At 41.7% G+C, this 552-nt stretch carries 1 pseudogene; it reads left to right on the plus strand.

The annotated features are described in order from the left end of the window. Window positions 1–552 (plus strand): annotated as a pseudogene (locus tag RH81_RS17060) (HYR-like domain-containing protein); the annotation flags it as partial.

Genomic DNA, 552 nt, shown 5'->3' on the forward strand with positions numbered 1-552 from the left:
CAGATAGTTCGGTAAGTGCTTGTGGTAATACTGAAACAATTACGAGAACTTGGACTGCTACTGACCAATGTGGTAACGCTGTATCTGATACACAAACCATTACTGTTGTAGATTCAACGCCTCCTACTTTAACTGTTCCTGCTGATGCAACTGTGGAATGTACTGATAGTACTGACCCTTCTGCTAATGGAAACGCTACTGCTACTGATACTTGTGGAACAACGACTGTAACTTTTGCAGATAGTTCGGTAAGTGCTTGTGGTAATACTGAAACAATTACGAGAACTTGGACTGCTACTGACCAATGTGGTAACGCTGTATCTGATACACAAACCATTACTGTTGTAGATTCAACGCCTCCTACTTTAACTGTTCCTGCTGTTGCAACTGTGGAATGTACTGATAGTACTGACCCTTCTGCTAATGGAACCGCTACTGCTACTGATACTTGTGGAACAACAACTGTAACTTTTGCAGATAGTTCGGTAAGTGCTTGTGGTAATACTGAAACAATTACGAGAACTTGGACTGCTACTGACCAATGTGGTAACA

The sequence above is a fragment of the Psychroserpens jangbogonensis genome (assembly GCF_000797465.1).
GTDB classification, from domain to species: Bacteria; Bacteroidota; Bacteroidia; order Flavobacteriales; family Flavobacteriaceae; genus Psychroserpens; species Psychroserpens jangbogonensis.